This is a genomic window from Amycolatopsis sp. CA-126428, assembly GCF_002904335.1.
Classification (GTDB): Bacteria; Actinomycetota; Actinomycetes; order Mycobacteriales; family Pseudonocardiaceae; genus Amycolatopsis.
In genome coordinates this window covers 195,314-202,584 of sequence record NZ_PPHF01000038.1, presented here as the reverse complement: position 1 = coordinate 202,584, position 7,271 = coordinate 195,314, and the positions used below count along the sequence as shown (strand labels likewise).

The window sequence follows — 7,271 nt, the reverse complement described above, 5'->3', positions numbered from 1 at the left end:
GCACCCAGTACCCCGAAGGCGCGTTCGTGCCCGACGGCCGCGGCCCCGCGCCCGTCGACCACTACGCCCCGGTGGGCCGTCCCGGCACGCGCGTGCCCCATGCCTGGCTCGACGCCAAGACGTCCACTGTGGACCTCGCCGGGCCCGGCCTGACCCTGCTCACCGGTCCGGACAACGGACGCTGGATCGCTGAGGCGGATCGTTTCGGGTTGCGCCTGGCGACGGTGTCGCACCAGGACTGGCTCGCCGAGGTCTGCTTGCCCGCCGACGGCGCTCTGCTGCTGCGCCCGGACGTCATCGTCGCCTGGCACTCGGCGTGCGGCACACCACTCGGAGAGGCAGTGACCCGAGTTCTCGGCACCGCTCTGTTCCGTTTGGACGGAGCGTAGGCGCGCACCGCCACCCCCGGTCGAAACGAACCGGACTGCCACGGACTTCGCGTGGCTGGTCCGTTCCACCCCCGGCCCGCTGGAGCGGGAGACCGTGGCGCGCAGGGGAAGACGACGTCGTGCCGACCGAAGAGAGCGTGGCTCGAGCAGCCTGGTGATCTCCGTCGATCGCCGGTCAGGCAGCCGGTGCGAAGGCGGTGATGGCGTCGGCGAGTTCGTCGGGGGCTTCGAGCGGGATGAGGTGCCCGGTGTCGGCGATCACCGCGAACTGCGGTCCGGAGAGGTAGGGAAGGAGGTTGCGGCGCAGCACGTCGACGGGTTCGCCCCGCGCACTCTGACCCGGGCGGTGCAGCAGGTCACCGGGCGCACGGCGAAGGCGTACATCGTGGAACGGATCGTGCTCGAGGCGAAGCGCCTGCTGGCCCACGACCGCGTTACCGCGGCGCGGTGTGCGAGCGAACTCGGGTTCCGCGACCCGTCGAACTTCTCGCTCTTCTTCCGGAACGCGACGGGCCTGCGCCCAGGAACTTGGCAGGCGGCGACGATCCTTGGCTGACCCGTCGGCGCTCGTCTCGCTCTGCGCCAGGTCGGCGCTGGGTCAGCACGCCGGACAGACGGGTGATCACGTCGCCCTGCACCCTGGGCAGGTCACAACTGAGCAGGCTCTCGCCCTCCACGAGCGTCGTGCGCCTCTCAGGGTAGCTGATGAAGAATGCTTGATCAGATCGGTGCCTCGCCGGCATCCGCGACCGCATCCGGGCGGACGTGGTGCCCCGTTGCGCCAAGCCCTCGACCTCGACGATCTGCCTGCCCAGCTGAACTGCGCTGACAACCGGCAAGCGCCGACTGCCAGCAAGCGCTGACCGAGCATTACGCGACCGCCCCCGACGCGGACTGGAACGAAACCACGTCAGTCACTACGCCGCTGCTCACCCGTGGGAGGACTGGACCGAGACGTTCGCTCACGTGCGGCACATTCGCAACACCGTCCAGACGGCCGCCGTGCTCGGTGTCCTTGTCGCCGGAACACCGATCGCGTCGCACTCCCGAAGGCCCGGTCGACGTCGTGGACGTCTTGTCCGGGTTGAGCACGCGCAGCACCTGCCAAGGGCCGGGGCGATGGCGCCCGGACCCCGCCTGGGCGAACCGGCCGGCGCACGGCGACCTCAGTCCGTTTCGCCGCCGGACGCCGGTGGCGTGGCGGCGAGGCGGGCGTGCAGCCGTTCCCGGATCTCGTCCGGGGTGTAGGCACGCCGCCGTCGTTCCTGGCGCGCCATCACCGCCCCGGTCGCGGCGACCCCGACAAGCCCGGCCAGTCCCAGTGCTTTCCACCAGCGCATGGGCCTAGGCTACTGCCGTGCCGGGGACCGAGCTCGACTTCGACGAAGCCGTGGCCATGACGCGTACGGGCGACCTGTGGCTGTTCCGGGGACGGTCCGCGGCTGACCGCGCGATCCGAGTGGTCACGAACAGCCCGGTCAACCACGTCGGCATGGCGGTCGTGATCGAGGACCTGCCGCCGCTGATGTGGCACGCGGAGCTGGGGAAGAGCCTGCCGGACGTCTGGTCGGGGTCCCGCCACCGCGGCGCCCAGCTGCACGACCTGCGCCAGGCGGTGCTCGTCTGGACCGAGCGGTACCACCAGCGGGTCTGGCTGCGACAGCTCGACCACCGGGTCACCGCGACGATGGAGGACGCCGCCCTGCGCACGATCGCGCGGCTCAACGGCACACCGTTCCCCTCCACAGCGCGGCTCGCCTCCCGGTGGCTCGGTGGGCGCTTGCCGTCGCGCAAGCGGGACGCGCGAGAGGCCGGCCTCGAGTCCGGTTTCTGCGCCGAGATCGTCGCGTTGACCTACGAAGCCATGGGCCTGCTGCCGCGGGGCAGGCGGCCGAACTGGTACGACCCGGGCCGCTTCTGGAGCGGCGACCACCTCGACCTGATCGACGGGGCGACCCTGGGTGAGGAGATCGCGGTGCACCCGCCGGGCTGACTTCGGCAGTCCGTGGTGGGCGCCGGGATGACGAGACCGCGAGCACGATCCAGCGGGTGCCTCGTCAGGGGCGCTGGGCGAGGACGTGGTCGACGGCGTCCTGCAGGACCTCTGTTTCGGTGGTGAGGATCGATTCGTCCGAGGGCAGGGCTCGGGCGATCGAGAGTCCGTTGAGGACGGTGACGAGGTACCGGGCCCGCCGGGCGTTGTCTCCCCCGGTCAGGGCGCCCTCGTCGCTGAGGACAGTGAGCCAGTACTCGACCCGGCGGTGCCCGGCTTGGTCGATGGCGGAGTAGGCGGCGCGGTTTTCCTCGGTCGGTTCGGGCTCGATGTAGGTCTTGAAGATCTCGCCCCAGCCCGCTCGCGCTTGTGCGCCCACTCCGGCGGCGGCCAGCACTTGGCGGAGGCACCCGAGCAGTCGTTCCGCGGCCGGTACGGACTGGTCGTGGATCAGGTCTCCGGGGGTGATCGTGTCGTAGATGCCGGTGAGGATCGTCTCTTGCAAGACACGCTGCGTCGGGAAGTGGTACCTGAGTGAACCGGTGCTCACCCCGGCCCGCGCCGCCACCGCCCGGACGCTGAGCGTCGCCCCCGGATTCTCCGCGAACATCGCCAGTGCTGCCTGGATGATCTTCTCCCGGCTGCCGGTCCCCTCCGTCATGCCCACCTCCTCCAACACACTGTACTAGCACGCTGTGCTACAGTCGCGGCCGACCGTTTCCAACACAGTGTGTTAGTGGCTTTCACCTCGACAAACGAAGTGGACGTGACATCCGATGGACCGCCTCCGCAGGCCGTTCCAGATCATCCGCGCCGACCGCCGCGCGTACCTGCTCGTCAACCTGCTGGTCTATGGGGCGTTCCTGCTCGGCATGGCGCTGGGCATGCTGTTCCCGGACCTGCGCGCCGCGCGAACCGCGTCGTTCGCCGACGGGTCGCAGGGCGCGCTCGTCAACGCCGTCGTTGGCAACGGCTGGCTGTTCGCCGTGGTCATCTTCCTGGTCAACGTGTTCCCGACCGCGTTGCTGTTGATCACCCTGCCGTCGCTGGTGGTCCCCTTCGCGGGGCTCGCGGTCTTCGCGGTCAAGACGATCGACATCGGCATCACGCTCGCTCCAGTCGACCGGACGAGCGGGCTGACCCTGATCCCGCATTCGCTCACCGTGCTCATCGAGTTCCAGGCGTACGTACTCGTGGTGTTCGGCGCGTACCTGCTCGGCCGGTCCTGGCTCCGGCCGGCCACGGTCGAGGCGGGCATGCACGGGCAGGGATATCGGCGAGGACTGCGACTGCTCGCCTCGCTGTGGCTGCCGGCGCTCGCGGTGTTCGTCATCGGCGCGGCGTACGAGGTCGTCGAGATTTACTTCCTCGTCCCCCGCGTGCTGGGGGCCTGACCGTGGGGGAGTGGCGCCGACGTCGCGCGGCCAAGCGGATCAAGCCCGGCACCGGACGGGAACTGCAGCCGTTCCGCTGGTGGCAGCCCTTTGCGCGTTCGCTGTACTCGATCGACCTCGCCGGATGGGTGTACACCGTCGATGTCCGCCATCGCCGTCGGTTCTTCTCCGACGACGGCAAAGGCACGGTCGATCTCTACCTCGACGGACGGCATCACGCCGAGTCGAAGCTGCCCGCGGCTTTTCCGGTTCCGGGCGGCACGATCGACGTCGCGGATTCGCCGTTCGGGCTGAAGCGCTGCCACTACGTCACCGACGAAGGGGAAGAGGGCCGGCTGGTCCCCGATCGGGCTTCGGCCGAAGGGCGGCGGGAGCACTTCGCCCGCCGCCATCCCGTGCTGAGCCGGGTGATCGGTGCCACGTCGGTCGCGTTGCTGGTGATCTCGGTGCTGCTGCTCGTCCCGCAGCTCATCGAGGTCGCTTTCAAGATTCCGCCGGTCGCGCAGCGTTTCGGCACCTTCGTCTCACCCGTCGTACTTCCGGCGTGGCTCAACACCGTGCTCAGCGTCGGCGCGGTGCTGGCGAGCGTGGAGCGCGCACTCCGGCTGCGGAACAATTGGCTTCTCGACCGGGTGGGATGACCCCCCGTTGGAGCACTCCGGGCTGTGCAGTCCAGAGCCCAAGAACCGCGCGTTCTCCGCTTCCACCTTCGGTGGCTGCGGCCAGCTGGCCTGAACGGTGGCCCCCGTGGTCGACGGCGATGAGGCGGTCATGCGTCCGACCTGCTCGACGCAGTCGCTGACCGGCGAGCCGACCTTGACCACGCCGCCAACACCGGCACGCTCCCCATCCTCTGACAACGTGGGATGCGTTGGTGTTTCGGGCCCGGCTCCGAGAGATTGAGGCTGCCGCAGCCGGGGTATCGCCGGTGTGCGGACGTCTTCAGCAGGGAGGACGGACACCTGGAGAGGGTGATGTGGCCATGCCCGAGGGGAGCAACGCCGGCGACGGGGCATCGCCGCCGTGGTCGCTGGATCTTCGCGGTACGACCGCGCCGGCGTTGGTGGAGGTCCGCCGGTGGGCTTCCCGCACGCTGGCGCAGGTCGACGACAGCTGCCCCGACCCGCCCGTCATCGCAGTCCCGTCACTCGAGCGGCTTGGTGGCCGCGGTATGCAGATCGTCGACAAACTCGCCGACGCGTGGGGGATGCTCCCGCACCCCGGGGGCAGCAAACCGGTGTGGGCGGAGGTGTCCTGTGACGGGCTCGATGCGATACCCTGCGCGGCCGTCGCGCGCAATCGCTCGTGATGCAGTGGCCTTGATGGCAGGTGTGCACGGGCCGCCCCGTTGCGACGCTTGGCGGAGGAATGGCGTCACCGGCATCGGGGATGCCCCGGCGGGGCCGCCAGGGCATGGGGCTTGGAGTTTCCGGCGGTCGCTGGTGGGCTGTGCGTCGCCTCATGTTCTTGGTGGTGGCGAGCCGGCGGCGCAGACGAGGCAGGTCGGCGAACGCTACGGTGAGGATACCGGTGGGCTGGTGTCGCCGCGACCGGTGGGTTCTTGGTGAACCGGTCTGCGGCGGCGTGTGAGCACGTCCGGCTCTGCGGCGGTCCGCAGACCTTCTCCAGCGCGCTGACCCCCGTGCAGCTCGGGGGTCGCACTGGAATCGCTACGCATCATCCGTTCCGCCTAAGGTGCGCAACAGAGGGCCTCAGTGCGCCGGGTGGCCGAAAGCATCCGTCAGCGGCTCGCCGGCCGCGGGCTGCACTGCATGAGCAATGTCGTGCGCCTGGTGGTCGGATGCTGATCGGCTCGACCCGGACGGCGCGGCTGGCCTGGCGGCTGGCCGGCGAGCGCGGCATGACCCCCAACCCCGTCGAGCCGCCAGCGGTCGCGTCGAACCTCTGGCGGTTCCGGTTGCAGGACTTGGCCGATCCTCGACACACAGCGATCCGGTCGGCCGAAGACGCGTTCAGTGAGCTGAGCCGGTGCGGCGCCAAGCTCCAGGATGGAGTGTTTTGCGTGAAGGGCGCATCGTTTATGCGTTGGTGTGCTCTGTGGACGGAGGAATCATGGCGAAGCGATCAGGTGGGCGGGTTTTCAAGCGGTGTGGTTGCGTCAATCCGGACGATGGTCACCGGTGGGGGTTGCGTTGTCCGCGACTGGGTGAGCGTGGTCACGGGCGGTGGTATTTCGCGGTCGAGCTGGCGGCCGGCCGGGACGGTGGTCGTCGTCGGGTGCAGCGCGGCGGGTTTGCTTCACGAGCTGCGGCGGAACGGGCGCGGGGGTTCTGGCTGGGTGAGGATGTGGATCCGGGGCGGGCCTTGGTGACGGTGGGTCAGTGGCTGGATGTGTGGCTGGCGACGAGGAACACGCTTCGCCCGTCGACACGCCGGCTGTATGGGCAGCTGATCCGCGACTATCTGCAGCCGCGGTTGGGTGGGCTCGCGGTGTCGGAGCTGACGATCGGGAAGGTGCAGGCGGCGTTCACGGCGTTGTTGCGGGCGAACGCGGTGCGGTCGCGGCCGTTGTCGCCGACTACGGTGCAGCGGATTCGCGAGGTGCTGCGGGCCGCGCTCAACGGTGCGATCCGGCGTGGATTGATCACGCACAACCCGGCGCGGTGGGTGGAGTTGCCCTCGGCGCGTCGCCCGCGGGCGGTGGTGTGGACCGAGGCTCGGGTCGAGCTGTGGCGGAGGACCGGGGAGCGTCCGGCTGTCGCGGTGTGGACGGCGGAGCAGACCGCGACGTTTCTCGAGCAGGTCCGCGATTACCAGCTGTATCCGCTCTATCACGTGGCGGCGCTGCTGGGGTTGCGCCGTGGGGAGGCGGTCGGTTTGCGGTGGTGCGACGTTGACCTGGCGAACCGGACGTTGTCGGTGGTGCGGCAGCTGGTCGAACGTGATGGCCGCGGTGTGTGCCTGCCGAAGACCGACGCGAGCTGCCGGATGGTCGCGCTGGATCGGGGGACGACCGCTTTGCTGCGCCGGCTCGCCCGGGAGGACCCGGCCGGTGATTGGGTGTTCTCCCATGACGGTGGCCGGTCGTGGAGCCCGAGCTACGTCTCCCGCACCTTCCGGGCTCTGGTCGACGAGGTCGGCTTGCCGCCGATCCGGTTCCACGACTTGCGACACGGCGCGGCGACCCTGTCGCTGGCGGCAGGGAACGAGCTGCGGGTGGTGCAGGCCCTGCTCGGGCATTCCAGCATCGTGCTCACCGCGGACACCTACACCAGTGTCCTGCCCTGCCTGGCGCAGCAGGCGGCGGATGCGACGGCGGCGCTGGTCCGGCGCGCCGGGTACCAGCGTGGGGCCAAGATTCACAAGGTGGTGGTGCCCCGGCAGCGCAGCGGGTCACCACGGGCACGGATGGTGACGCCAAGTCACTGAACCGGGGCGACACGTCGGCTGCACCGGGGCTGCACGCACGAAGCAAAGCCCACCAACAGATTCCCTGAAATTCAGGGAATCTGTTGGTGAGCTTTGCTTTCCGGC

At 69.6% G+C, this 7,271-nt stretch carries 11 protein-coding genes; 8 read left to right on the top strand and 3 right to left on the bottom strand.

The genetic code is table 11. The annotated features are described in order from the left end of the window. On the top strand, positions 1–389 hold a 389-nt coding region (locus C2L58_RS12265), incomplete at its 5' end, for an aromatic-ring hydroxylase C-terminal domain-containing protein (RefSeq protein WP_441296301.1). A gap of 175 nt (positions 390–564) precedes the next feature. Here C2L58_RS12265 and C2L58_RS51275 read toward each other — a convergent pair. Beyond that, a complete protein-coding gene (locus C2L58_RS51275; protein ID WP_255410526.1) occupies positions 565–699 on the bottom strand; it encodes a hypothetical protein in 135 nt (44 codons plus the stop codon). On the opposite strand from C2L58_RS51275, the gene C2L58_RS12255 reads away from it, so the two are divergent. Together C2L58_RS12255 and C2L58_RS51475 are read left to right on the top strand one after the other, a co-directional pair. Next, positions 658–945: a helix-turn-helix domain-containing protein gene (locus C2L58_RS12255; RefSeq protein WP_441296303.1), complete on the top strand. Its 288-nt coding sequence runs from the start codon at positions 658–660 to the stop codon at positions 943–945. The two genes, C2L58_RS51275 and C2L58_RS12255, sit on opposite strands and share 42 nt — an antisense overlap. Before the next feature lie 269 nt (positions 946–1,214). Then, positions 1,215–1,637 (top strand): putative zinc-binding metallopeptidase, encoded by a 423-nt coding sequence (locus C2L58_RS51475; RefSeq protein ID WP_103337685.1) that lies wholly within the window; start codon positions 1,215–1,217, stop codon positions 1,635–1,637. Here C2L58_RS51475 and C2L58_RS49810 read toward each other — a convergent pair. Next, positions 1,556–1,729 carry a hypothetical protein gene (locus tag C2L58_RS49810; RefSeq protein ID WP_199191229.1) on the bottom strand — a complete coding sequence of 58 codons (174 nt, stop codon included), beginning with the start codon at positions 1,727–1,729 and terminating at the stop codon, positions 1,556–1,558. The two genes, C2L58_RS51475 and C2L58_RS49810, sit on opposite strands and share 82 nt — an antisense overlap. A gap of 17 nt (positions 1,730–1,746) precedes the next feature. Between C2L58_RS49810 and C2L58_RS12245 the strand changes: the two genes are divergently transcribed. Next, positions 1,747–2,382, top strand: coding sequence for a hypothetical protein (locus C2L58_RS12245; RefSeq protein WP_233225682.1), 636 nt, complete (start codon positions 1,747–1,749; stop codon positions 2,380–2,382). A 64-nt stretch (positions 2,383–2,446) separates the two neighbouring features. On the opposite strand, the gene C2L58_RS12240 is transcribed toward C2L58_RS12245, so the two are convergent. After that, positions 2,447–3,043, bottom strand: a complete 597-nt coding sequence (locus tag C2L58_RS12240) for a TetR/AcrR family transcriptional regulator (protein WP_103337684.1) — start codon at positions 3,041–3,043, stop codon at positions 2,447–2,449. Positions 3,044–3,158: 115 nt separating this feature from the next. Here C2L58_RS12240 and C2L58_RS12235 point away from each other — a divergent pair, with 115 nt between their 5' ends. From C2L58_RS12235 to C2L58_RS12220, 4 genes are all read left to right on the top strand, one after another. Then, entirely contained in the window at positions 3,159–3,776 is a 618-nt protein-coding gene (locus tag C2L58_RS12235; protein ID WP_103337683.1) for a hypothetical protein, read from the top strand. A 2-nt stretch (positions 3,777–3,778) separates the two neighbouring features. Then, complete coding sequence (locus tag C2L58_RS12230) at positions 3,779–4,417, top strand: hypothetical protein (protein ID WP_103337682.1); 639 nt, start codon at positions 3,779–3,781, stop codon at positions 4,415–4,417. Positions 4,418–4,758: 341 nt separating this feature from the next. Further along, positions 4,759–5,085, top strand: a complete 327-nt coding sequence (locus C2L58_RS12225) for a hypothetical protein (RefSeq protein WP_103337696.1) — start codon at positions 4,759–4,761, stop codon at positions 5,083–5,085. A gap of 764 nt (positions 5,086–5,849) precedes the next feature. Beyond that, positions 5,850–7,166, top strand: coding sequence for a tyrosine-type recombinase/integrase (locus C2L58_RS12220; protein ID WP_199191228.1), 1,317 nt, complete (start codon positions 5,850–5,852; stop codon positions 7,164–7,166). The last annotated feature ends 105 nt before the right edge of the window (positions 7,167–7,271 follow it).